We start from the raw sequence: 22,698 nt of genomic DNA on the forward strand, positions 1-22,698 counted from the left end.
AGTCATACGAACACGGATAGTGGTCCACAATCTGGGGCCATGACCCCCGTCCTGGCCGCGCTGACGCTTGCCCTCGCCACCCTCGACCCGGCCGCCGTGCCGCCGCCGCCCGACGTCGTCCACCACTGGGCGGCGGCCGCGCCGGCCGGCTACTGGACTCCGGAGCGGATGGCGAAGGCTTTGCCCATCGGGCTGCTGGAAGTCGTCCACAAGCTCGCCACGGGCCTCGGCCCGAAGAGCACGCCGAGCCCCGGTGCGACGGGGCCGGAGAGGCGGCGGCACGGCCGGGCCGCGGCGCCGGCGAAGGTGCGGCAGCGGGGCCCGGTGTCCTCGGCGCGGTGGCAGTCCGGCGGCCTGGTGGGGCGGGCGGCCGGACGGGTCTTCCTGACCATGGACGGCGTCGACTTCGTCTGCTCGGCCGGGTCGATCCGGTCGGCCAACCGCGACGTGGTGGTCACCGCCGGGCACTGCGTCAAGGACGGCACCGGCGCGTGGGCCCGCAACTGGGTGTTCGTGCCCGGCTACGACGAGGGCGCCCGCCCGCTGGGCACGTTCTCGGCCCGCCGCATGTTCGTCGCCGGCCCCTGGTCACGGGCCGCCGACGACAGCTACGACGTGGGCATGGTCGCCCTGAACGCGCAACTCGGCCGCCACGTCAACGACGTCGCGGGCGCGCTGGAGATCGGCTTCGGAGTGAAGCGCGGCCAGCAGACCCACGGGTTCGGCTACCCCGCCGACCCGCCCTACGACGGCGAGCGGCTCATGTACTGCGCGGGCGCGGCCCGGCCCGACCCCCACAGCCAGACCCACGACCAGGGGCTCCGGTGTGACCTGACGGCGGGGGCGAGCGGCGGCCCGTGGCTGACCGGCTTCGACGCGGCCACGGGGCGCGGCACGGTGACGTCGGTCAGCAGCTTCAAGTACAGCGACGACAACTCGATGATGTACGGCCCCTACTTCGGCAGCGCCGCCAAGCAGGTGTTCGACATGGCCGAGAAGGCCTAGAGGCTGAACTCGGCCGTGTCGTCGGAGAGGTCCTCGTCGACGATGTCGGCGGCCTTCCTGACGATCAGGGGGTCGGGGGTGCCGACGATCGTGGTGTCCTTGTCGTCGTAGTCGAACAGGCTCAGCACGTAACGCATTGCCTCGACCCGGCCGCGCTTCTTGTCGTTCGACTTGATGACCGTCCAGGGGGCGTCGTCGGTGTCGGTGCTGACGAACATGCGCTCCTTGGCCTGGGTGTACTCGTCCCACTTGTCGAGGGAGGCGATGTCCATCGGGGAGAGCTTCCACTGGCGCACCGGGTCGACCTGCCGGATCACGAACCGGGTGCGCTGCTCGGCGCGGGACACCGAGAACCAGAGTTTCACCAGCTTGATCCCGTCGCGGACGAGCAGTTTCTCGACCAGCGGGGCCTGGACCATGAACTCCTCGTACTGCTCGTCGGTGCAGAAGCCCATGACCCGTTCGACACCGGCGCGGTTGTACCACGACCGGTCGAACAGGACGATCTCGCCGGCGGCCGGCATGTGGCTGATGTAGCGCTGGAAGTACCACGAGGTGCGTTCGCGCTCGCTGGGCTTCTCCAGCGCGACCACGGTGGCGCCACGGGGGTTCAGGTGCTCCATGAAGCGCTTGATCGTGCCGCCCTTGCCGGCCGCGTCGCGGCCCTCGAACAGGATGACCAGACGGCCGCCGGTGTCCTTGAGCCAGTACTGCAGCTTCAGCAGCTCGATCTGGAGCAGCCGCTTCTCGCGCTCGTAGCTGGGGCGCTCGAGACGCTGGTCGTAGGGGTAGTGCTCACGCCAGGTGTCGACCGGGCTGCCGTCGGAACGCAGCAGCACCGGATCGTCGTCGCCGTCTTCGTCATTGACCCACAACCCCGGGGTGCGGCCCAGGAGGTCCACGACATCGTCCGCCTTCATGGCCGAAGCCTTTACCTAATCAGGGAGACCCAATCCCCTATGCCCGTTTTTGTCACTCAAAGTTCGTCAGAGCGTCAGGCCCGTCAGGACCATTACTTTTTCGTAGGTGTAGTCGTCCATTGCCGAACGCAGACCCTCGCGGCCCACGCCGGAGTCCTTCACGCCGCCGTAGGGCATCTGGTCGGCCCGGTACGACGGCACGTCGCCGATGATCACACCGCCGACCTCCAGCTCGCGGTTGGCCCGGAAGGCCAGGTCGAGGCTGCGGGTGAAGACCCCCGCCTGGAGGCCGTACGCCGAGTCGTTGACCTCGGCGAAGGCCGCGTCGGGACCGTTGACCCGCTGGACGACGAGGACCGGCCCGAAGACCTCCTCGCGCACGACCTTGGCGTCCTTGCGCACGTTGGCGAGCACGGTCGGGGCGTAGGTGGCGCCGTCGCGGGCGCCGCCCGCCAGGACCCTGGCGCCGGAGGCGACCGCCTCGGTCACCCAGGCCTCGACGCGCTCGGCGGCCTCGACCGAGACGAGCGGCCCGACCTGGGTCTTCTCGTCGGCGGGGTCGCCGGTGACCAGGGCGTTCACGGCCTCGACCAGCTTGCCCTCGAAGGCGTCGGCGACGAGCTCGTCGACGATCACCCGCTGGACGGCGATGCAGCTCTGCCCGGCCTGGTAGTTGGAGAACAGCGCGATCCGGCTGGCGGCCCAGTCGAGGTCGGCGTCGGCCAGCACCACGGCCGCCGCGTTGCCGCCGAGTTCGAGGGTGACGTGCTTCCGGGGGACCTGGTCCATGATCGCGTACCCGACGGGGCTGGAGCCGGTGAAGGACACCACCGGCAGGCGCGGGTCGTCGACCAGCGCGGCGGCCCGGTCGTTGGGCACCGGCAGGATCGAGAACATGCCCTCGGGCAGGTCGGTCTCGGCCAGGATCTCGCCCAGCGCCAGCGCCGACAGCGGCGTCTTGGGAGCGGGCTTGACGATCACCGGGGCGCCGACCGCGATGGCCGGGGCGACCTTGTGGGCGACCAGGTTGAGCGGGAAGTTGAAGGGCGAGATCGCCAGGATCGGCCCGCGCGGCACCCGGGAGACGTAGGCCATGCGGCCGGTGGCGGCGGCCTCGGTGTCGAGACGCACCACCTCGCCGCTGAACCGGCGGGTCTCCTCGGCGGCGAAGCGGAAGGTGGAGACCGCCCGGCTCACCTCTCCCCTGGCCCAGAACATCGGCTTGCCGTTCTCGCCGCTGATCAGCCGGGCGAGTTCGTCGGCCCGCTCGGCGATCCGCCGCGACACGTGGGCGAGCGCCTCGGCCCGTACGTGGATCGGCAGCGCCGCGGCCTGGCGCGCCACGGCGTGGGCGGCGGCCACCGCCTCCTCGACCTGATCGGGGGTCGGGACGGAGGTCACCCCGACGGTCCGGCCGTCGTGGGAGTTGGTGACGGTCAGCTCGGCCTCTCCCTTCGCGGGACGGCCGGCGATCCAGAAAGGCATGGCAACGCTCATGCAACCGACGCTATGCCACTATCGTGTAACGGGCCTTACTCCGCATCGCACAATCGGCTGCACTCTTCTGGCCATTGCGGACAAGTCCCCATGTTCCAACCCCATGTCACGGTTGCGCCGCAATTTCGGGATGTTTTCCATTGCGGTGCGGTTTGAACGCTGAGTGGCGTGGTTAAGTCAAGGTTCGGGTCCGATGCGAGGGCCCCTTGATGAGAAGGGCTCGTCGCTCATGGCCACGCCGGTCCCGCTCGGATTGCAGGGCGCGTACGCTCTCGGCCAGCGGAGTACCTACGACGAGCTACGCACCAAACTCCTCGACGTCGCCAGCGAACTGCTGATCAGCGCGGGGCCCGAAAGCCTGACCGTGCGGCGGATCGCCGCCGAGGCCGGGTGCGCCACGACCGTCATCTACACGATGTTCGGCAGCAAAGAGGGCCTGGCCGAGGCCCTCTACCTCGAAGGATTCGAGCGCTTCCGGCGCCGCCTGGCCGCCGTGCCCGTGCGCGCCGACCCGTTCGAATACCTCCAGTCGCTCGGCCCGGCCTACCGCGAGGCGGCCCTGGCCGAGCCCGGCTACTACAGCCTGATGTTCGAGCGGGCCATCCCGGGCTTCGTCCCGTCGGAGCGGGCCCGGACCCTCGCCCGCGCGGCGCTGAACCTGTTCGACCGGGTGATCGCCGACTGCATCTCGGCCGGCTACCTGACGCCGACCCAGCCCCGCAAGATCGCCGACGCGCTGTGGGCCGCCGCCCAGGGGGCGATATCACTGGAACGTGCCGGTCATCTGCCCGACGCCCAGACCTACACCGTGGTCACCAACGCCACGATCAACCAGTTCGTGGCGCCCCGGGCACACTGAGGGCGATCCACAACTCCGCACGGGCCGCCGGGTCGTCGAGGTCGCGGCCGAGGAGTTCGGCGGTCTTCTTCATCCGGTAGCGCAGCGTGTGCCGGTGCACGCCCAGGCGCTGCGCGGCGGCGTCCCAGTGGCCGTTGCAGGCGAGGTAGGCCTGGAGGGATTCCCGCAGGTCGCCCCGCTGCTCGTCGAGCGGGGCCAGCAGCACGTCGGCGTAGGCGCGCACCGCGCCCGCGTCGAGCAGGCCGAGGAGCCCCTGGCCCGCCAGGTCGGCGAAGTCGAGCTTGCCCCGCCCGGCCCGGTAGGCCCTTACCGCCTGGTCGACCGCCGTCGCGACGCGGCTCAGCGGGCCGGGGAGGCTGATCCCCACCGGTTCGTCGAGGGCGTCCCGCAGACCGGGCGCCTCCGCTTCGGCGCAGATCACGACGGTCACGTCGCCGTGGGGGGCGTGGAAGGCGCTGATCGGGCCGCTCTCCGCGACCGCCAGGGCCACCACCGGGTCGTCGGGCAGGGTCACGCCCACGTCGGCCAGCACCTCGCGGGCCGTCTCGGTCTCGCCGGCGATCAGCAGCCGGAGCACCGCCGAGCGCAGCCGCTCGGGCGCGGCGCCCTGTTCGAGGGCCAGGGTCAGCAGCGAGGCCGCCGCGTTGACGATCGTGTGGGCGATCGGCGTGAAGGGGTGTCCGGCGCCGACCGCGAAGAAGCCGCGCCCGCCGAGCGGCTGGACCACCACGTTCTCCTGCGGCCCGGCCAGCGCGACGGCCGCCGCGCCGCTCCTGAGCCGGGCCAGCTCGCTGCGCAGGCCGGCGGCGCGCTCCCCCGCCTCGGGCGGGGTGGCGTGGCGGACCGTGCCGGTCTCGTCGAGCAGCACCACCCAGCCGCCGAGCTCACGGGCCAGCCGGTCGGCCACCGACGCCGCGCCGTCGCCCCGCAGGGCGGCCCTGGTCAGGCGTCCCTGGGCCTCGAAGGCCCCGGTGATCTCCTCGTAGTGCTCGGCGGCCAGCAGGTCGCTGACGGCCTTCCCGATGGCGATGAAGGGGGTCTCCCTGGCCACCTCGACCAGCGGCAACCCGGCCTCGGCCGCCGCCGCGACCAGTTCGGTGGGCACCCGCGCGTGGCTGAGGCCGATGCCGAACCCCAGGCCCGCGACGCCGCGGTCCACGAGCCGGGTGATGTACGGCCGCCACGAGGCCGTCCGCATGCCGGTGGTGAGCACCAGCTCGTCACCCTCCAGGAACGGCGTCGGATCCGCCAGCTCGCTCACCGCGACCCAGCGCACGGGGCGGTCGAGCGCCTCCCATCCGGCCAGCACCCGCAACCCGGCCATGCCGGTGATCCTGCGCAGGGACGGCGCCACCTGTCGGCCCCCTTGTCGTCCGCCTGTTTTATCCAACCTGGCACGTGGCGAACCCCGATTCTGCCACGTCGGAGCATCGAGACTTCGCACCGGGGGACGTAACGTCGACCACATGACCACAACAGCCCACGGCGGCCCGGGGCTTCCCCAGGAGCGCCGCCTCGTCACCGAGATCCCCGGCCCCAAGTCGCGCGAGATGTTCACGCGCAAGCAGTCGGCGGTGCCCGCCGGCGTGGGCACCACCCTGCCGGTCTTCGTGACGAAGGCCGGTGGCGGCGTGCTGGTCGACGCCGACGGCAACTCCCTGATCGACTTCGGTTCGGGCATCGCCGTCACCAACGTCGGCAACGCCGCCCCGAAGGTGGTCGAGCGGGTGCGCAAGCAGGTGGCCGACTTCACCCACACCTGCTTCATGATCACGCCGTACGAGTCGTACGTCGCCGTCTGCGAGAAGCTCAACACGATCACCCCGGGCGACCACGAGAAGCGCACGTTCCTGGTCAACAGCGGCGCCGAGGCGGTGGAGAACGCCGTCAAGGTGGCCCGCCTGGCGACCGGCCGCCCGGCGGTGGTCGCCTTCGACCACGGCTACCACGGCCGCACCCTGCTGACGATGACGCTGACGGCGAAGAACATGCCGTACAAGCAGGGGTTCGGGCCCTACGCCCCCGAGGTCTACCGAATGCCGCTCGCCTACCCCTTCCGGTGGCCGGGCGAGAACGCGGCCGAGGAGGCCGCCGCGCAGGCGATCGACATGATCACCAAGCAGATCGGCGCCGAGAACGTGGCCGCGGTGATCATCGAGCCGATCGCCGGCGAGGGCGGCTTCATCGTGCCGGCGCGCGGGTTCCTGCCGCGCATCGCCGAGTTCTGCGAGGCCAACGGGATCGTGTTCATCGCCGACGAGATCCAGACCGGCTTCGCCCGGACCGGCCAGATGTTCGCGTGCGAGGACGAGGGCATCGTGCCCGACATCATCACCACGGCCAAGGGCATCGCGGGCGGCCTCCCGCTGGCCGCCGTGACCGGCCGCGCCGAGCTCATGGACGCCGTCCACGCCGGCGGCCTGGGCGGCACCTACGGCGGCAACCCGCTGGCGTGCGAGGCGGCCCTGGGCGTGCTGGAGACGATCGAGGAGGAGGGCCTGGTCGAGCGGGCCCGCGCGATCGGCGAGGTGATGCTGCCGCGCCTGCGCGGCCTCCAGGAGCGCTTCGGGATCATCGGGGACGTGCGCGGCCGGGGCGCCATGACGGCGATCGAGCTGGTCGTCCCTGGCACGAAGGACCCGAACCCGGCGGCGGCGTCGGAGATCGCCAAGCGCTGTCACGCCGAGGGGCTCGTGGTGCTGACCGCCGGCACCTACGGCAATGTGCTCCGGTTCCTCCCGCCGTTGGTGATTCCGGACCACCTGCTGGAGGAGGGTTTGACCATCCTCGAAAAAGCCGTCAGCGAGGTGTGATTCATCCCAAAAAGGGCACCCGGCTTGTTGCCGAGTGCCCTTTTTGTTGCTGTTCGACCCGTCGGATGTCAGTCATTTAACCCTGACTTGGCGTCGTGCTTGTCGATCACACCAGGTAGTCGCGTTATAACGGTTCCGACACATGACCGAGGAGGCGGACAGGTTTGCTGACGTTCGACCCGGCAGGTCTCACCTCGCTCCAGCGCGACGGAGACGCCTGTGTGGTCTGCCACAAGAAATGGCCTCGCCCCCGCGTCCGAGTCGGCCGGTTGCCCGACGACACCACCGTCCACGCGTGTGACGAGTGCGCCGAAGCCCTGCTGCCGGTCGTGCCCAGACGCCGCGAGCGGCAGCTCACTGCTCGCGGAGCGCCCAAGGAGAGCCGTAGTCGGTGAGCAGGTCGAGGAACGGCACCGCGTCGAAGGCCTCCGGGCCGAGCACGCCCTTGCCCTTCCAGACCCCGTTCGCCAGCAGCTCCAGCGCGACGACCGGGTGCACCGCGGTCTGCCACACGACGGCCTGACAACCGTACTCACGCATCGACCACTCGTTGTCGACCACGTGGTAGAGGTAGACCTCGCGCGCCCGGCCGTCCTTGCCGACGCCCTTGACCCAGGTGCCGGCGCAGGTCTTGCCGCGCATGCGGTCGCCGAGGGTCGAGGGGTCGGGCAGCGAGGCGGCCACGACGTCGCGGGGTGAGACGTCCAGGCCCTTCACCTTCACGGTGCCGGGCGAGTCGAGGCCGAGCTTGCGCAGCGTCTTCAGCACCTCGATGAACTCGTTGCCGAGGCCGTACTTGAAGGTGACGCGGCGGGTGTCGACCCACCGGGGCACCAGCAGCACCTCCTCGTGCTCGACGTTCACGCACTCCACCGGGCCGATGCCCTCGGGGAAGTCGAACACCTCCGGCTCGCTGAACGGCTCGGTGGTGTGCCAGCGGCCGTCCTCCCACACGATCGGGGGGTTCAGGCACTCCTCGATGGTGGTCCAGATGGAGAAGGTCGGGGCGAAGTCGTAGCCGTCGACGCGCAGGTTGGAGCCGTCGCGGATGCCGATCTCCTCGATCGTCTCGAAGAGGTGGTCGGCGGCGTAGCGGGCGAACACGTCGGCGAGACCGGGCTCGACGCCCATGCCGACCAGGGCGAGCTGGTCGCGCTCCTCCCACTTGTCGGCGAGGGCGAACTGGTCGTCGCCGAGCTTCACGCCCGGCACTTCGTAGGGTCGCTGGGGGTGGCGGGCGCTGAGCGACATCGCCATGTCGAGGTAGGTCACTCCGGCGTTCAGCGCGGCCGTGAACAGCGGCATGTCGAAGCGCGGGTCGACGGCGTTGAACAGCACGTCGCACTCGTGGGCCCGCAGGGCCGCCTCGACCTCGGCCGCGTTCGAGGCGTCGAGTCCGATCGCCGAGAAACGGGGGTCTTCGATCCGGGCACATGCGGAAACGGCCCGGTTCACGTCGTAATCGGCAACAACGATGTGGTCGTAGAAACTGCGCCGGGAGGCGATGGCCACCATGGCCGAACCCACGCCACCAGCGCCGACAAGGAGGATCCGCATGGAGAGCAGGCTAACAGTTGACTGACTGACCATTCAATAAGATGGCCGAATTCGACTGGTCCACCAATCAGTGAGGCGGAGGGATCTACTCCTCCTTGAGGGCCGCCCAGGCCTTGATCCAGTCTTCGTAGGCGGTGCACGACCCCGCCTCGCCGCCGCAGTCTTCGGCCGGGAAGGTGGCGAACACCACACCCTTGTCGAGGTGCTCCGCGCACAGCGTCTCGACGCGGTCCTGCTTGGCGGCCTCGCCGGGCGGGGCGTCGTCGGAGACCTTGAACGTGCACGCCTTCGGGTTCGCCGGCGCGGTGCCCGTCCACCAGGCGACCTCGCGCTGCACCTCGGGCCGCAGCGACCATTCGAGCCAGCTCTCGGCGCACGAGGGGTGCGCGGCGCGGGCCGAGACCATCCACGACATGACCCAGCCGGTGGCGGGGCCGCCGGCCCGGGTGACGCCGAGCCCCGCCCCGGCCATGCCGCCCAGCACGTAGGGCGTGGCCTGGGCCATCGTCGCCCCGCCCGCGAAGCCCTCGATCACCTGGAGGGGGTCGCGCCAGTAGGCCCGGCCGTCCTTCTTCCTCTCCAGCAGCGCCACGGCCTCGTCGAGCTGCGCCGGGCTGAGCTGGTAGGGGTTGTCGAACCCGAGCGACAGGGCGGCGTCGGCGATGGTCAGCGGGGTGTCGCGGAGCAGCACCGGCCCGTCGGCGTCGAAGATCGAGCCCTTCGCGCCGTCCTTCACGGCCACGACGGTGGTGTCCCACACGTAGGGCACGCCGTGGTCGCCGACCAGCTCGCGCGTCCACTTCGGCAACCCGGAGTATCCGGCGACCTTCCCGGTGTCGATCCGGGCCGCGCCCCCGTCGGCGACCAGCTTCCCGGCCAGGTCGGGCCCGGCCGCCACCACGTCGAAGGTGTCGACGTCGACGGGGTTGCCGGCGACGTACTCCCACGGCCGGTAGGTCACCCGGCAGCCGCTCTCGCGCTCGAACGGCGCGACCCAGTTGACCTTCCGGTCGTTGCCGCCCCACTCGACGAAACCACGGGGAGCCAGGACGGTGAGCGCGCCCTCACCCGTGCCGGAGGAGGCCGGCGACGGCGAGGGGGTGCGCGACGGCGACGGGGTCGGGGCCTTCGACGCCCCCTTGGAGGAGGCGGAGGAGGACGGGGCGGGCGCGGAGGCGATCTGCTGGCCGCACGCGGCCAGCAGCAGAACGGCGGCCCCGGCGAGGGCGGTGAGACGACGCGACGCCAACGATCCTCCACGGCCTGGAACCGGACTCCCCGGAAGCCTACTCGCAGGTCCTAGGACCAATATCCGAGTGAGTTCTGTCGGTGGGCCTCCGTAGAGTCGAGCCCATGAGCTCCACCCCGTTCCCGTCACCCCGCGCCGCCACGGCGATGATCATCAAGCGGTCCGGCGCATGACCACGACCGTTTCCGCCGCTCGAACCCCGAGCGTGCTCCGCCGGAGGTCTCCGGTCATGAGCGCGACCGTCCTCCCCGCCGCGGGGCTCGCCGGAGACGCGTCTCCCGGGTCGACGATCCGCCTGGGTTCTCCCGCCGTGACCGTCTCCCCGGCGCCGGGCGCCGCTCGCAAGGCCGGCATCGTGGGCGCGGCCGCGTCCTGGTCCGGCGACCGCGACCAGTGGGTCGCCGCGGGGTGGGCCTCGTGACCGCGCCCATCTCCTCAGCCTCGGCGGCCGTCGAAGAGGCGCCGCTCGACCGCGCCGCGATCACCGTCATCGTGCTGGCCTGTCTCGGCCAGTTCATGGTCGTGCTCGACGTGTCGATCGTGAACGTGGCGCTGCCGGCCATGCGCGCCGAGCTCGGCTTCACCGAGACGGGTCTCCAGTGGGTCGTCAACGCCTACGCGCTCACCTTCGCCGGGCTCATGTTGCTCGGCGGCAGGGCGGCCGACCTGTTCGGCCGCAAGCGGGTCTTCCTCACCGGCGTGTCGGTGTTCGCGCTGGCCAGCCTGCTGGGCGGCATGGCGACCGACCCCGGCCTGCTGATCGCGGCGCGGGTGCTGCAGGGCGTCGGCGCGGCCGTGCTGGCCCCGACCACCCTCACGATCCTGACCACGACCTTCACCGAGGGGCCGCGCCGCACCGCCGCCATCTCGGCGTGGAACGCCGTGGGCGCGGCCGGAGGCGCGGCGGGCGGCATCCTCGGCGGCACCCTCACCGAGTTGTTGTCCTGGCGCTGGACGCTGCTGATCAACGTGCCGATCGGGCTGGCCATCGTCGTCACCGGCCTGCGGGTGATCGCCCGCGACCGGCCCGAGGGCTCGGCCCGGCTCGACCTGCCCGGCGCGGCGCTGGTCACCGGCGCGCTGACGGCCATCGCCTACGGCACGGTCGAGACCCACGAACACGGCTGGGGGTCGCCGGTCGCGCTCGTGCCGCTGGTCCTGGGCGTGCTGGGGCTCGGCGTGTTCGTCCTGGTCGAGTCGAAGACGGCGAGCCCGCTGGTGCCGCTGGCGCTGCTGACCCGCCGCACGGTCGCCGGCACCACGATCATCCAGGTGCTGTCCGGGGCGATCTTCTTCGCGATGTGGTACTTCCTGTCGCTCCACATGCAGGGCGACCTCGGCTACACCCCGATGACGGCCGGGCTCGCGTTCCTGCCCCACGCGCTCACCCTCATCGCCACCGGGCGGCTCGCGCCGCTGCTGCTGCGCCGCATGACGCCGCGCACCCTCCTGATCGGCGCGACCGTCGTCGGCATCGCCGGCATGCTGCTGCAGTCGGCCGTGCTCGACGGCTACGTGCTGGGCATCCTGGTGCCGGGCGTGCTGATGTGCGGGGGCGCCGGAATGGCGTTCACCCCGTTGGTCGTGCTGGCGACCAACGGGGTGCGGCGGTCGGAGTCGGGCCTGGTGTCCGGCATCCTCGGCGCCTCCCGCCAGGTGGGCGGCTCGCTCGGCCTGGCGGGCCTGGCCACCGTCGCGGCCACCATGGCCACCCCGGAGGCCGGCTACGGCGCCGTCTTCCTGATCGGGGCCGTCCTGATGGCGATCTCCATCGTGGTGGCCCTGGTCGTCCTGCCCGGCCGCGCGGCGACGAGGCGGGCCGAGGAGGCCGGCGCCCCGTCGTAGCCGCCCGTTTTAGCCGTTCGTCGGGAAGCCCAGGTTCACGCCGCCGTGGGAGGGGTCGAGCCACCGTGAGGTGACGACCTTCCCGCGGGTGTAGAAGTGCACGCCCTCGACGCCGTGCACGTGGGTGTCGCCGAAGAGGCTGGCCTTCCAGCCGCCGAAGCTGTAGAAGGCCATCGGCACCGGGATCGGCACGTTCACGCCGACCATGCCGACCTCGACCTCGTTCTGGAAGCGCCGGGCGGCGCCGCCGTCGTTGGTGAAGATGGCGGTGCCGTTGCCGTACTCGCCCTCGTTGATCAGGGTCAGGCCCTCCTCGTAGGAGGCCACCCTGACCACCGAGAGGACCGGGCCGAAGATCTCCTCGCGGTGGGTGCGGGAGCCGGGCGGCACGTGGTCGATGACGGTGGGGCCGAGCCAGAAGCCGTCGCCGTCGGGGAGGTTCTCCCGGCCGTCCACGACGATCTTTCCTTCGCCGAGGTCCAGGTAGGAGGCGACCTTGTCGCGGTGCACCCGGGTGACCAGGGCGCCCATCTCCGAAGCGGGGTCGTCGCCGGGGCCGACCTTGATCCTCCGGGCCCTCGACGCGATCTTCTCGACCAGTTCGTCGCCGATCGGGTCGACGGCCAGCACGACCGAGATGGCCATGCAGCGTTCGCCGGCCGAGCCGAAGCCGGCCGACACGGCCGAGTCGGCGACCAGGTCGAGGTCGGCGTCCGGGAGCACCAGCATGTGGTTCTTCGCGCCGCCCAGCGCCTGCACGCGCTTGCCGTTGGCGGTGCCGGTCTCGTAGACGTAGCGGGCGATCGGGGTCGAGCCGACGAAGCTGACGGCCTTCACGTCGGGGTGCGCGAGCAGCCGGTCGACGGCGACCTTGTCGCCCTGGACGACGTTGAAGACGCCGTCGGGCAGGCCCGCCCGCTTCCACAGGTCGGCGATCAGCAGCGACGCCGACGGGTCGCGCTCCGACGGCTTCAGGACGAACGTGTTGCCGCAGGCGATGGCCACCGGGAACATCCACATCGGCACCATGGCCGGGAAGTTGAACGGGGTGATCCCGGCGACGACGCCCAGCGGCTGGCGGATGGAGAAGGAGTCGACGTTGGTCGAGACGTTCTCCGAGAAGCCGCCCTTCAGCAGGTGCGGGATGCCGCAGGCGAACTCGACGACCTCCAGGCCGCGCGCGACCTCGCCGAGGGCGTCGGAGTGCACCTTGCCGTGTTCGGCCGAGATGAGGGCGGCGAGGGCGTCGCGGTTGGCGTACAGGAGCTCCCGGAACCGGAACAGCACGTGGGCGCGCTTGACGAGCGAGGCGTCCCGCCAGGCGGGGAAGGCGGCCTTCGCGGCGGCGACGGCGGCGTCGACGTCCTCGGCGGAGGCCAGCGCCACCTGGGCGCCCACCGAGCCGGTCGCCGGGTTGTAGACGTCGCCGGACCGGTCGGAATCACGCGGGACTCCGCCGATCCAGTGGGTGATGCGCTTCATGGTCTCGGTCACGGCTTCTCCAGTGCGGTTTCGACGGCTCCCGGGCGGATCACAGGTTCTCCAGGGCCGCCACGATGATGCCCAGGCCCTCGCGGGCCTCCTCCTCGGTCAGGGTGAGGGGCGGGGCCATGCGGATGGTGTGGCCGTAGAGGCCGCCCTTGCCCGCGAGCAGGCCGAGCTTCTTCGTCTCTTCCATGAACTTGGCGGCCAGCTCGGGCGACGGCGAACCGTCCGGGCCGACCAGCTCGACGGCGAACATCAGGCCCTTGCCGCGCACGTCGCCGACCACCGGCAGGCGCGGCGCGGCCTCGCGCAGGCCCTCGATGATGATGGCGCCGGTCTTCGCCGCGTTGGCCTGGAGGTCGTGGTCGAGCACGTAGTCGAGGGTGGCGTTGGCGGCGGCCATGGCGACCGGGTTGCCGCCGAAGGTGGCCAGGCCGACGGCGTGCAGGTTGTCCATCAGGTCGCCGCGCGCGACGACGCCGCCGACGGCGAAGCCGTTGCCCAGGCCCTTGGCGAAGGTCATCATGTCGGGGGTCACGCCGTGGTTCTGGATGCCGAAGAACGCCGACCCGGTGCGGCCCCAGCCCGTCTGCACCTCGTCGGAGACGAACAGGACGCCCTGCTCGTCGAGCACCTCGCGGTAGGCCCGGAACAGCCCGTCGGGGGCCATGGTGAACCCGCCGACGCCCTGGATCGGCTCGGCGATGAGCGCGGCGACGTCGCCGCCGACGGCGGTGGCCAGGACGTGCCGGAGGTCGTCGACGCAGGCCGCGATGTACTGCTCGTCGGTCATGCCCCTGAACTGGGTCAGGTGCCGGTCGGCGCCGTGCAGGAAGTGCACGTTCAGCGGCGACAACGAGTTGTTCTTCCACGACCTGTTCGAGGTGACCGCGACGGTGCCGAACGACCGGCCGTGGTAGCTCTGCCGCATCGCGAGGACCTGGTCGGTCTTGCGGGCGTAGGTGGCCAGCAGCAGGGCGGTCTCGTTGGCCTCGGTGCCGGAGTTGGTGAAGAAGACCTTGGCGTCGGGGATGCCCGACAGGCGGGCGATCTTCTCGGCCAGCTCGACCTGGCCGCGCAGCAGGTAGACGGTCGAGGTGTGCACGACCCCGGTGGCGATCTGGCGCTCCACGGCGTCGCGGACCTCGGCGACGTCGTACCCGATCATGTTGGTCAGGATCCCGGCGAAGAAGTCGAGGTAGGACTTCCCGTCGGCGTCGACGACGCGGTTGCCCTTACCGCTGACGATCTCGATGGGCTCGTTGTAGTAGAGGGCCAGCCAGTTGGGCATCACCGCGCGGTGGCGGGCAAGAAGGTCCGACATGCCTTGAGTATCCCGGCTCACGAGAGCCGGCCATACCCGCAACATGTCGGACCATCCATGCCTTCCGTTACATCTTGACGGGCTCGGCGACCGGCTCGGCGACCGGCGCCTTCCGGGGCAGCACCAGCACCGCGACCAGGGCCGCGAGCAGCGAGAACCCGGCCCCCACCCACGATCCGATCGACATCGCCGACAGGAACGACTCCTTGCCCGCCCGCACCAGCTCGGCGACGCCGCTGTCGAGGGCCGCGTTGATCGACTCGCGCGCCGCGGCCGGCGCGCCGGCCGGCATCGCCGCCGTGTACGCCGCCGCCAGCACGCTTCCCAGCACCGCGATCGACAGGGCGGCGCCGACCTGCTGCACGGTGTCGTTGAGCGCCGAGCCGACCCCGGCATGCGCGGGCGGGACCGCGCCCATCAGGGTCGCGTAGGCCGCCGGACCGGCCAGGCCGCCGCCCACGCCCATGACGATCAGGCAGGTGATCAGGAAGCCGTACCCGTCGGCGACGTCGAGCGTGGAGAGCAGGCCGAAGGCGGCGGCCAGCACGGTGAGGCCGACCACGATCAGGGTCCGGTTGGAGACCTTCTTGCCGAGGGCCGCCCCGACGCCGCTGAAGACGAAGGACGCCAGGACGTAGGGCACCAGGGCGAGGCCGGCCTGGAGGGGCTCGTACCCGAGGACGAACTGCAGGTACTGGGTGAGCGCCAGCATGAGCGCGCCCGCGCCGAACGAGAGCAGCACGATCGAGAACGACGCCCCGGAGAACGACCGGTTCCGGAACAGCTCCAGCGGCAGCAGCGGATGGGCGGCCCGGCGCTCCCACACCACGAACCCGCCGATCGCCAGCACCGCGACGGCCGTCATGAGCGGGTCGAAGCCCTCTTGCGGCAGCATGATCACGACCCAGACGGCCGCGCTCAGCCCGGCGATCGAGAGCACCACGCCGAGGGGGTCGAAGCCCCGGGGCTCCCCCTTCGACTCCGGCATCAGCAGGATCGCGGCGACGATCGCGATGATCGCGATGGGGATGTTGAGGAGGAAGACCGACCCCCAGTAGTAGTTGTGGAGCAGGAAACCGCCCAGGGTCGGCCCGGCGATCACACCGACGCCGGCGACCGCGCTCCAGGCGGCGATGGCGGTGCGGCGTTCGTCCTCGTCGAAGACCGTGATGAGGATCGACAGGGTCGACGGCATCATGAACGAGCCGCCCACGCCCATCAGCACCCGCGCCGCGATGAGGTGCCAGGGCTCGTCGGCCAGCATGGCCAGGCCGGAGGCCGCCCCGAAGATCACCAGGCCGATGATCAGGAATTTGCGGCGGCCGTAGCGGTCGGAGAGGGATCCCGCGGTGAGCAGCAGCCCCGCGAAGACGAGGATGTAGCCGTCGATGATCCACTGGACGTCGGCGGGCGTCGCGCCGAGGTCGCGCATCAGCGCGGGGATGGCCAGGTTCAGCACGGTGTTGTCCACCACGAGAACCATCACGGCCAGGCAGAGGGCGACGAGAATCCACCATCGGCGGGGATCTCGTACAGTGTTCGAGGTCACTCGCACACTGTACGACGACTCTCGTACAGTGTGCGAGAGAATTACTGTGGAGGGATGCCGGAACAGCGCTTCACCAGCGTGTGGACGCGGGAGCACAAGCCGCGCCGCGAACAGCAGGGCCTCAGCCGTGACCAGATCGTGCGGGCGACGGTCGAGCTGCTCGACGCCGAAGGCATGGAAGCACTCAGCATGCGCAAACTCGGCGCCCGGCTCGGGGCCGGGGCCACCAGCCTCTACTGGCACGTCGCCAACAAGAACGAACTGCTCGAACTGGCCATGGACGAGGTCTTCGGCGAAGTCCGCCTCCCCGCCTCGGAGAGCTGGCGGGAGACCACGAGCAACATCGCCTGGGGGCTGCGCGCCGCGATCATGGCCCATCCCTGGTTCACCTTCGTGCTGGGTTCGCTGCCCGCGCTGGGCCCCAACGCCCTCAACTGCTCGGCCATGCTCTGCGCCGCCCTGTCGCGGGCGGGTTTCACGGGGACGGACATCGACTACGCGGGGGCGGCGGTGTTGTCGTACACGATCGGCGCCACCGCGCCCGAGGCCGCCTACACCTCGGCCCTCAAGAGCCGGGGCCTGACCATGGAGCAGGCCAACCGCGATCTCGCTCCGGCGGTCGAGCGGGCCACCCGGGCCCATCCCGAGATCCACGCGCGGTTCCAGGAGTCGGCCGGGTCCACGGTCGACCCGATCGCCCACCGGCAACTCTCCTTCGACTTCGGGCTGATCGCCGTGCTCGACGGCCTGGCCGCGCGGCTCTCCCGAAGTGCGGATATGTCGCCAAACCACCTGACAAATTGAGATGTTGAGCGGCTAATGTCGCTGACATGCTCCCCACCGTCGCGGACGTGCTCTCTCTCGACACGGTCCGGCGCGGCGACCCCACCGTGGTGGCCGGCGCCGACCGGCTGACCGGCCGGGTCCGCTGGGTCCACGTGGGCGAGATCACTGACATCGCCCCCCTGCTGCGCGGCGGCGAACTGGTGCTCACCACGGGCGTGGCGCTGCCGCCGGAGCCCGACAAGCTGGCCGACTACGTGGCCGACCTCGCCCAGGTCGGCGCCTCCGGCCTGGTCGTCGAACTGGGCCGCCGGTTCGTCCGCGAACTGCCCGGCGCGGTCGTCAAGGCCGCCGAAGACCACGGGCTGCCCCTGATCACGCTGGCCCGTGAGACCCCGTTCGTGCAGATCACCGAGTCGGTCCACAACATGATCATCGACTCGCAGCTCCAGGAGCTGCGGGCCTCCGAGCAGCTCCACGAGATCTTCACCGAGCTGTCGGTCGAGGGCGCGTCCCCGGCCGAGGTGCTCGCCCAGGTCGCCCGTTTCTCCGGGCGTCCGGTCATGCTGGAGAACCTGGCCCACCAGGTGCTCGCCTGCGACTCGGCCGGGCAGGACGTCGGCGCGCTGCTGGCGAGCTGGGAGACCCGTTCCCGGGCCGTCTCCCCCGAGGGCCGCACCGCCTACGACGAGGCCGCCGGCTGGCTGGTCACCGTGGTCGGCGCGCGCGGGCAGGACTGGGGCCGGCTGATCCTGCTCACCGACCGCCCGCCGGGGCCGCGCGACATCGTGCTGGCCGAACGGGCCGCGACCACCCTCGCTCTCGGACGTCTCCTCGAACGCCACCAGCTCTCCCTGGAGCGCCAGGCCCACGGCACGATCCTCACCGGCATCCTCAGCCACGCCTACGCCGACCCCGACGAGGCCGCCGCCCGCGCCCGCGCGGTGGGCGTGCCGCTGACCGGCCGCAAGCTGGTCAGCGTCGTGATCAGGCCGACCACGCCCGGCGAGGGCACCTTCGACGAGCAGGCCCGGCTCGCCGACCTGGCCGACCTCACCGCCGCCGCCTGCCGCGACGCCCGGCTGCCCGCCCTGGTGGGCGCCCTCGACCAGGCCCACGTCGGCGTGCTGCTCCCGCTGCCGCCCCGGGTCGGCGCGGAGTCGGCGCTCACGACCCTGGCCGAGCGGCTGCGCGCCGCCGGGGCGGTCCTGGCCGCCGGTTCGACGGTCGACTCCCTCCGTGACGTACGCCGCAGCTTCCTCGAAGCCGAACAGGTCGCCGACGTGGCCGTCCGCCAGCACGACGGCCGCCCCTACTACCGGCTGCCCGACCTGCGCCTGCGGGGGCTGCTGCACCTGCTGCGCGACGACGCCCGGCTGCAGACCTTCGCCGAGCGGGAACTCGGGCCGCTGCTGGCCCACGACGCCCAGCGCAACTCCGACCTGGCCCGCATCCTGCGCATCTACCTGGAGGCGGGCCGCAACAAGGCGGTCGCCGCCCAGCGCGCCCACCTGTCGCGGCCGGCCTTCTACGACCGCCTGCGCCGCCTGGAACGGGTGTTGTCGACCGACCTCGACGACGTCGACTCGTGCCTGTCGCTGCACGTCGCGCTGCTGGCGCTGGAATCGTTCAGGGAGACCCGGTGAGAGCCCGCGACTTCGGCATCGTGATCGGGACCTTCCCGCCGGGCGCGCACAACGCCGTCACCGACGTGCCGGGGGTGCGGGTCGGCCACACGACGCTCGTCTCCGGAGCGTCGGTCCGGACCGGCGTGACGGTCGTCCTGCCGCACGACGGCGACACCTTCGCCGAGCCGGTGTTCGCCGGATACCACTGGCTGAACGGCAACGGCGAGCTGACCGGCCTGGCCTACGTGCGGGAACTCGGCATGCTCGCCTCCCCCATCGGCCTGACCAGCACCGGCTCGGTCGGCGTGGTCCGCGACGCCCTGTCGGCCCTCGACCCCGGCGGCCAGGGCTGGTCGTTGCCCGTGGTCGGGGAGACCTGGGACGGCTCCCTGAACGACATCACCGGCCGCCACGTGACCGCCGAGCACGTTGTCACGGCCTTCTCGGCCGCTTCCTCCGGCCCGGTCGCGGAGGGCGCGGTCGGCGGCGGCACCGGGATGATCTGCCACGGCTTCAAGGGCGGCGCGGGCACCGCCTCCCGGGTCGTCGGCCGGCACACGGTCGGCGTCTACGTGCAGGCCAACCACGGCCACCGCGAGCGGCTCACCGTGAACGGCGTCAACGTCGGCCGCCACCTCGGCGCCTCGGAGGTGCCCCACGAGGGCGCCGGGTCGATCATCGGCGTCGTGGCCACCGACGCGCCGCTGCTGCCGCACCAGTGCGCCCGGCTGGCCAGACGCGCCGGGCTCGGCGTCGGCCGCACGGGCGGCGCGGGCGAGAACTCCAGCGGCGACGGCTTCCTGTGCTTCAGCGTGGGCAACCGCAACCTGCCGGTGAACGTGCTCGGCGCGCAGAGCCCGGCGACCTACCAGGTGACCGTCATGGCCGACGACCACCTCGACCCGCTCTACCACGCCGTCATCGAGGCCACCGAGGAGGCGATCGTCAACGCGCTCGTGGCGGGAGACACGATGACCGGTTTCAACGGCCTGACCGTCGAGGGCCTCGACGGCGCCCGGCTGGCGTCTCTCCTACCCACGACAAGGTGATTGAGGATTCGTTTCCACCAGGTGTAAAACCTGCCCCACCCCACGAACCGGGCATTCCGGGTTCACCCTCCGGGACGTGATTGTCTCGCTACGTGACGATAACCGAGTCCGAGACCCCGCCCCACGCCTTCCCGGCCCCCGACCACCGCGCGATCGTGCGCGCCCTGTCGGCGCGCTTCCCCCACTGGAGCATCTGGTACGGCTCCGCCACCGGCCACTACTGGGGCCTGCGCCGATTCGACGACGGGCGAATCGGCTTCATCGAGGCGTTGTCCCCACAGGAGTTCGTCCGTCAGGCGACGACCGGGTATTGACCAGGCGAAATACCCAATTCAGTCGAGATTTCTCATACCGATTGGCGTGTTTCGCCCACTTATAAGCGCCAATCTCGCCACGATGGTCACTCACGACTATTGGGGAGAGACCATATGAGAGGCCGTCTGACCGTCGCAATTACCGCACTGGCATCCGTTTTGCCGGTTATGCCGGTTTTTGCCGACAGCCAGAAGACCACGGGACTGCCGTCGTCGAGCTTTCCGCTGGGGGTTCCCGGATTGGCGAAGACGACCTCGAAGATGGTCATACCGGGTATCGAGTACATCACCTTGCGCCACGGCACGAACAAGGACGGCTACACCGTCAGCGTGCTGGCCGGCGCGAACGACGCGTTCACCCAGCGCACGGCGGAGAAGCAGGCTCTCGCCGTGCAGATGGCGGGGTTCGAACCCGTGGTGGTGAAGTTCACCCGGCCGGCGATCGCCGACTACCCCGCGCAGGACTACTGGATGGTCCGCGTCGGCCAATGGCCCCTCAGCGCGAAGAAGGAAGCCGACAAGGTCGTCAAGGAGCTCAAGCAGGCCGGGATCAGCGCCAAGGCCGACTACACGGGCGACGACGGCTTCGTCACCGCGGGCCCCTGGTCGATGAAGATCCTGATGGTCGACCCGAGGTCGTTCCGCGGCAGCTTCGCCGCCAGCCTCGGCAAGAAGACGGCCGTCCGGGAACGCGTCACCGACATGGCCAAGGGCGCGGGCGCCATCGCCGGCGTCAACGGCGGCTTCTTCGACATCCACACGGGCGCCGCCTACCGGGGCGACCCCACGGGCATCTCGGTCGTCGGCGGCAAACTGCTCAGCGAGGCCGTCGAGGGCCGTACGGCGGTGGTCCTGAAGGGCCGCACCGCCCGCATCACCGAACTCAAGTCGTCGGTGAACGTCGCGGCCGGCGGCGCGATGGCCCCGGTCGCGGGCGTGAACCGGGTCGGCAAGGACGGCGAACTCGTCCTCTACACCGAGGAGTTCGGCGCCAGCACCCCGAAGGTCGGCGCCACCGAGGTCGTGATCGACCCCGACGGCGTCGTCACGGCGGTACGCTCGCCCGGCGCCAAGATCATGAAGGGCATGCGCGTGTTGCAGGGCGTCGGAGCCGGCGCCGACTGGCTCGCCGCCTACGCCCAGGAGGGCGGCAAGGTCCAGCTCAAGACGACGGTCACCGACCTGCGCAGGAAGCGGACCGTTCCGCTGACCCCCGACACCCACATCGTCGGCGGCGGCGTGGGCCTGGTGAAGAACGGCAAGACCTGGATCACCGCCTCCACCGACGGCATGGCCAACATCAACATGATCGTCCGCCGCCACCCCCGCACCCTCGCGGGCGTGACGCGGAACGGCAAACTGATCCTGGCCGTCGTCGACGGCCGTGCCCCGGGCCAGACCGTCGGCGCCTCCTTCCACGAGGCCGCCCGCGTCATGCAGTGGCTGGGCGCACGAGACGCCATCAACCTCGACGGCGGCGGCTCCAGCGCCATGGTCGTCAAGGGCAAGGTCGTCAACAAGCCCTCCGACGGCGCCGAGCGCGCGGTCGGCGACGCTCTCCTGATCAAGCCGTAGCGCGCAACTTGGCGATCATCTCGTCATCGCACGACGCCCAGAACTGACCGACGACGTCTTCGAGGTGGTCGAACGAGGCCGCCTCGAAGAGCACGTCCTGGTACTTGGTGATGTCATAGACCGTCGTGCCCATGACGGTGACGTCGAGAGGCCGGATGTCCATGCCCCGGAACTCCTCGATCTCACCGTACGAGCTGAGGATCCCGGCCCCGTAGGCCTTCAGCTCGCGCCCCTCCCGCATGACCCCGAACTCCAGGGTGAACCAGAAGACCTTGGACACGAACTCCAGCGCCTCGGCCGACTCCACCCTGCGCGCCGCCTGCCCCGCGAGCCGGTAGAGCGCCGCGAACCGCTCGGACGCCAGCGTGTTGCCGTGCCCGATCACCTCGTGGATGACGTCGGGCTCCGGGGTGTAGAACGGCACCGAGTGATGCCGGATGTACTGCGTCGAGTGGAACAACGAGTCCGCCAGCACCCCGTAGAACTCCCGCAGCGGCACCAGCCCGGCGGCCGGCAGGTAACGGAACCCGGTCAGCGGCTTCAGCAGCTCACTGACCTCTTCGAGCTGCGGGATACGATCCTTCGGCAGCCCCAGCGCCTCGGCGGCGTCGAGGAACTCGGCGATGGCGTACTTCCGGTGCTTGGCGGCCAGCTCCCGGGTCACCAGAGACCAGACCTCGTGCTCCTCCTCGGAGTACTCGGCGTGCGGGATGGGCTCCCCACGGGTGTAACCCACGGCGAGCCCGGCGATGGCGTTGCGACGCGCCCGATATACGGGGTCGGCGAACCCCGGGTGGCTCTTGGCCAGCTCAACGGTGACGGACCCGTCCTCGTTGGCGGCGACAGGAGCGAAGTACTGCGCTTCCTCGAACATGTACAAATGACAACAAGAGGGGAGGCAGAAGAGCAAGTATCCGCAGCTCAACCTGGGCAATCCGGTCAATCTGCCTGGCGGATAGGGGGTCGCACTGGACAGATTGCCGAGGGCGCGGAGGGTCGCGTTTGGCGAAGGGCTCTCCAGGGGGCGGGAGGCGGAGACGGGCACCGGGCGGGGACTGCTGTTGCAGATGAGACGTATGGTGCCCAGCCATCATCGGGCAGAGTGAGCATGCTGCTCTGTAAGGCCTTCTGCGGCCGGCTCGCCATGCGAGCCCCGTAAACGACGAAAGCCCGGCCATGTGGCCGGGCTACGAAACACGCTCCCCCGAAACGACAGAAGCCCAGCCATGTGGCTGGGCTTCTGTTC

20 protein-coding genes are annotated in these 22,698 nt (G+C 70.7%); 10 read left to right on the forward strand and 10 right to left on the reverse strand.

Annotated features, from left to right (window positions below):
* Positions 1-39 precede the first annotated feature (39 nt).
* Positions 40-1,005 (forward strand): trypsin-like serine peptidase, encoded by a 966-nt coding sequence (locus AW273_RS12600; protein WP_063909934.1) that lies wholly within the window; start codon positions 40-42, stop codon positions 1,003-1,005.
* Here the strand turns inward: AW273_RS12600 and ppk2 are convergent.
* Positions 1,002-1,925: a polyphosphate kinase 2 gene (gene ppk2, locus AW273_RS12605; protein ID WP_062348396.1), complete on the reverse strand. Its 924-nt coding sequence runs from the start codon at positions 1,923-1,925 to the stop codon at positions 1,002-1,004. The two genes, AW273_RS12600 and ppk2, sit on opposite strands and share 4 nt — an antisense overlap.
* 66 nt (positions 1,926-1,991) lie before the next feature.
* Positions 1,992-3,422 (reverse strand): aldehyde dehydrogenase family protein, encoded by a 1,431-nt coding sequence (locus AW273_RS12610; RefSeq protein WP_062348397.1) that lies wholly within the window; start codon positions 3,420-3,422, stop codon positions 1,992-1,994.
* Between the two features lie 193 nt (positions 3,423-3,615).
* Here AW273_RS12610 and AW273_RS12615 point away from each other — a divergent pair, with 193 nt between their 5' ends.
* Entirely contained in the window at positions 3,616-4,281 is a 666-nt protein-coding gene (locus AW273_RS12615) for a TetR/AcrR family transcriptional regulator (RefSeq protein WP_232327340.1), read from the forward strand.
* Here AW273_RS12615 and AW273_RS12620 read toward each other — a convergent pair.
* On the reverse strand, positions 4,250-5,635 hold the full coding sequence (locus AW273_RS12620) for a PucR family transcriptional regulator (RefSeq protein ID WP_062348400.1): 1,386 nt from the start codon (positions 5,633-5,635) through the stop codon (positions 4,250-4,252). The two genes, AW273_RS12615 and AW273_RS12620, sit on opposite strands and share 32 nt — an antisense overlap.
* A gap of 112 nt (positions 5,636-5,747) precedes the next feature.
* Here AW273_RS12620 and gabT point away from each other — a divergent pair, with 112 nt between their 5' ends.
* Positions 5,748-7,094: a 4-aminobutyrate--2-oxoglutarate transaminase gene (gene gabT / locus AW273_RS12625; RefSeq protein WP_062348402.1), complete on the forward strand. Its 1,347-nt coding sequence runs from the start codon at positions 5,748-5,750 to the stop codon at positions 7,092-7,094.
* A 354-nt stretch (positions 7,095-7,448) separates the two neighbouring features.
* Here the strand turns inward: gabT and AW273_RS12630 are convergent, their stop codons facing one another.
* Together AW273_RS12630 and AW273_RS12635 are read right to left on the reverse strand one after the other, a co-directional pair.
* On the reverse strand, positions 7,449-8,651 hold the full coding sequence (locus tag AW273_RS12630) for a saccharopine dehydrogenase family protein (protein WP_062348404.1): 1,203 nt from the start codon (positions 8,649-8,651) through the stop codon (positions 7,449-7,451).
* 85 nt (positions 8,652-8,736) lie between these two features.
* Positions 8,737-9,900, reverse strand: a complete 1,164-nt coding sequence (locus AW273_RS12635) for a type 2 periplasmic-binding domain-containing protein (protein WP_062348405.1) — start codon at positions 9,898-9,900, stop codon at positions 8,737-8,739.
* A gap of 229 nt (positions 9,901-10,129) precedes the next feature.
* Here AW273_RS12635 and AW273_RS12640 point away from each other — a divergent pair, with 229 nt between their 5' ends.
* Positions 10,130-10,321, forward strand: coding sequence for a hypothetical protein (locus AW273_RS12640; RefSeq protein ID WP_062348407.1), 192 nt, complete (start codon positions 10,130-10,132; stop codon positions 10,319-10,321).
* Positions 10,318-11,745, forward strand: coding sequence for an MFS transporter (locus tag AW273_RS12645; protein ID WP_232327341.1), 1,428 nt, complete (start codon positions 10,318-10,320; stop codon positions 11,743-11,745). Before AW273_RS12640 ends, AW273_RS12645 begins: the two co-directional genes overlap by 4 nt.
* 9 nt (positions 11,746-11,754) lie before the next feature.
* Here AW273_RS12645 and AW273_RS12650 read toward each other — a convergent pair whose 3' ends face one another.
* The 3 genes from AW273_RS12650 to AW273_RS12660 all read right to left on the reverse strand — a co-directional run bounded on the left by AW273_RS12650 (position 11,755) and on the right by AW273_RS12660 (position 16,103).
* Positions 11,755-13,227, reverse strand: coding sequence for a CoA-acylating methylmalonate-semialdehyde dehydrogenase (locus AW273_RS12650; RefSeq protein ID WP_062348498.1), 1,473 nt, complete (start codon positions 13,225-13,227; stop codon positions 11,755-11,757).
* 49 nt (positions 13,228-13,276) lie between these two features.
* The gene (locus tag AW273_RS12655) at positions 13,277-14,554 is read right to left on the reverse strand and encodes an aspartate aminotransferase family protein (RefSeq protein ID WP_062348410.1); all 1,278 of its coding nucleotides are present in this window, start codon (positions 14,552-14,554) and stop codon (positions 13,277-13,279) included.
* Between the two features lie 67 nt (positions 14,555-14,621).
* Complete coding sequence (locus AW273_RS12660; protein WP_062348412.1) at positions 14,622-16,103, reverse strand: MFS transporter; 1,482 nt, start codon at positions 16,101-16,103, stop codon at positions 14,622-14,624.
* A 54-nt stretch (positions 16,104-16,157) separates the two neighbouring features.
* On the opposite strand from AW273_RS12660, the gene AW273_RS12665 reads away from it, so the two are divergent.
* The 4 genes from AW273_RS12665 (at position 16,158) to AW273_RS12680 (ending at position 19,877) form a co-directional block, all read left to right on the forward strand.
* On the forward strand, positions 16,158-16,907 hold the full coding sequence (locus AW273_RS12665) for a TetR/AcrR family transcriptional regulator C-terminal domain-containing protein (protein WP_062348414.1): 750 nt from the start codon (positions 16,158-16,160) through the stop codon (positions 16,905-16,907).
* Between the two features lie 26 nt (positions 16,908-16,933).
* Positions 16,934-18,532, forward strand: coding sequence for a PucR family transcriptional regulator (locus AW273_RS12670; protein ID WP_062348416.1), 1,599 nt, complete (start codon positions 16,934-16,936; stop codon positions 18,530-18,532).
* Entirely contained in the window at positions 18,529-19,563 is a 1,035-nt protein-coding gene (locus AW273_RS12675; protein WP_062348418.1) for a DmpA family aminopeptidase, read from the forward strand. The genes AW273_RS12670 and AW273_RS12675 overlap by 4 nt, the downstream gene beginning before the upstream one ends.
* A gap of 92 nt (positions 19,564-19,655) precedes the next feature.
* Complete coding sequence (locus AW273_RS12680) at positions 19,656-19,877, forward strand: hypothetical protein (RefSeq protein ID WP_062348420.1); 222 nt, start codon at positions 19,656-19,658, stop codon at positions 19,875-19,877.
* An 86-nt stretch (positions 19,878-19,963) separates the two neighbouring features.
* Here AW273_RS12680 and AW273_RS38570 read toward each other — a convergent pair whose 3' ends face one another.
* Complete coding sequence (locus tag AW273_RS38570; RefSeq protein WP_232327343.1) at positions 19,964-20,146, reverse strand: hypothetical protein; 183 nt, start codon at positions 20,144-20,146, stop codon at positions 19,964-19,966.
* Between AW273_RS38570 and AW273_RS12685 the strand changes: the two genes are divergently transcribed.
* Positions 20,139-21,452 (forward strand): phosphodiester glycosidase family protein, encoded by a 1,314-nt coding sequence (locus AW273_RS12685; RefSeq protein WP_232327345.1) that lies wholly within the window; start codon positions 20,139-20,141, stop codon positions 21,450-21,452. The genes AW273_RS38570 and AW273_RS12685 overlap by 8 nt on opposite strands.
* Here AW273_RS12685 and AW273_RS12690 read toward each other — a convergent pair.
* Complete coding sequence (locus AW273_RS12690) at positions 21,442-22,326, reverse strand: phenylalanine 4-monooxygenase (RefSeq protein ID WP_062348499.1); 885 nt, start codon at positions 22,324-22,326, stop codon at positions 21,442-21,444. The two genes, AW273_RS12685 and AW273_RS12690, sit on opposite strands and share 11 nt — an antisense overlap.
* Between the last annotated feature and the right edge of the window lie 372 nt (positions 22,327-22,698).

It is taken from the genome of Herbidospora yilanensis (assembly GCF_001570565.1).
Lineage (GTDB): Bacteria > Actinomycetota > Actinomycetes > Streptosporangiales > Streptosporangiaceae > Herbidospora > Herbidospora yilanensis.

What these genes read in the sequence shown, in the direction of transcription:
- ppk2 (WP_062348396.1), bottom strand. Translation starts at nt 1,925, where the DNA reads ATGAAGGCGGACGATGTCGTGGACCTCCTGGGCCGCACCCCGGGGTTG.
- AW273_RS12650 (WP_062348498.1), bottom strand. Translation starts at nt 13,227, where the DNA reads ATGAAGCGCATCACCCACTGGATCGGCGGAGTCCCGCGTGATTCCGAC.
- AW273_RS12615 (WP_232327340.1), top strand. Translation starts at nt 3,616, where the DNA reads ATGCGAGGGCCCCTTGATGAGAAGGGCTCGTCGCTCATGGCCACGCCG.
- AW273_RS38570 (WP_232327343.1), bottom strand. Translation starts at nt 20,146, where the DNA reads ATGACCATCTTCGAGGTCGTCTTCGCCAATCCGGGAACCCCCAGCGGA.
- AW273_RS12630 (WP_062348404.1), bottom strand. Translation starts at nt 8,651, where the DNA reads ATGCGGATCCTCCTTGTCGGCGCTGGTGGCGTGGGTTCGGCCATGGTG.
- AW273_RS12670 (WP_062348416.1), top strand. Translation starts at nt 16,934, where the DNA reads ATGCTCCCCACCGTCGCGGACGTGCTCTCTCTCGACACGGTCCGGCGC.
- AW273_RS12655 (WP_062348410.1), bottom strand. Translation starts at nt 14,554, where the DNA reads ATGTCGGACCTTCTTGCCCGCCACCGCGCGGTGATGCCCAACTGGCTG.
- AW273_RS12640 (WP_062348407.1), top strand. Translation starts at nt 10,130, where the DNA reads ATGAGCGCGACCGTCCTCCCCGCCGCGGGGCTCGCCGGAGACGCGTCT.
- AW273_RS12685 (WP_232327345.1), top strand. Translation starts at nt 20,139, where the DNA reads ATGGTCATACCGGGTATCGAGTACATCACCTTGCGCCACGGCACGAAC.
- gabT (WP_062348402.1), top strand. Translation starts at nt 5,748, where the DNA reads ATGACCACAACAGCCCACGGCGGCCCGGGGCTTCCCCAGGAGCGCCGC.
- AW273_RS12610 (WP_062348397.1), bottom strand. Translation starts at nt 3,422, where the DNA reads ATGAGCGTTGCCATGCCTTTCTGGATCGCCGGCCGTCCCGCGAAGGGA.
- AW273_RS12665 (WP_062348414.1), top strand. Translation starts at nt 16,158, where the DNA reads ATGCCGGAACAGCGCTTCACCAGCGTGTGGACGCGGGAGCACAAGCCG.
- AW273_RS12600 (WP_063909934.1), top strand. Translation starts at nt 40, where the DNA reads ATGACCCCCGTCCTGGCCGCGCTGACGCTTGCCCTCGCCACCCTCGAC.
- AW273_RS12690 (WP_062348499.1), bottom strand. Translation starts at nt 22,326, where the DNA reads ATGTTCGAGGAAGCGCAGTACTTCGCTCCTGTCGCCGCCAACGAGGAC.